Consider the following 251-nt stretch of genomic DNA (forward strand, 5'->3'; position numbering starts at 1 on the left):
ATTTACATGACAATTTAGGCTTAAAAAGGCTTTTCGCATATAATGTGGGGCAAGTTTATATGGAATCTCATGTGTGAAAATTATCTTTGCGGGAACACCAGAATTTGCAGCTGTAGCGCTCGATGCCTTATTAAAAACCGAGCATGAAATTGTGGCGGTCTATACTCAACCTGACCGCAAAGCAGGCCGCGGACAAAATCTTACAGCCTCTGCCGTGAAACAACTGGCGCTGGCACATGATCTTCCGGTAT

General features: G+C 44.2%; 1 pseudogene. It reads left to right on the forward strand.

The window, feature by feature from the left end:
- Positions 1-73: 73 nt before the first annotated feature.
- Positions 74-251: pseudogene (locus tag MKD49_RS26150) on the forward strand (methionyl-tRNA formyltransferase); the annotation flags it as partial.

Origin of the sequence: Herbaspirillum sp. WGmk3 (assembly GCF_023952535.1) — a bacterium.
Taxonomy (GTDB): domain Bacteria; phylum Pseudomonadota; class Gammaproteobacteria; order Burkholderiales; family Burkholderiaceae_D; genus Herbaspirillum; species Herbaspirillum huttiense.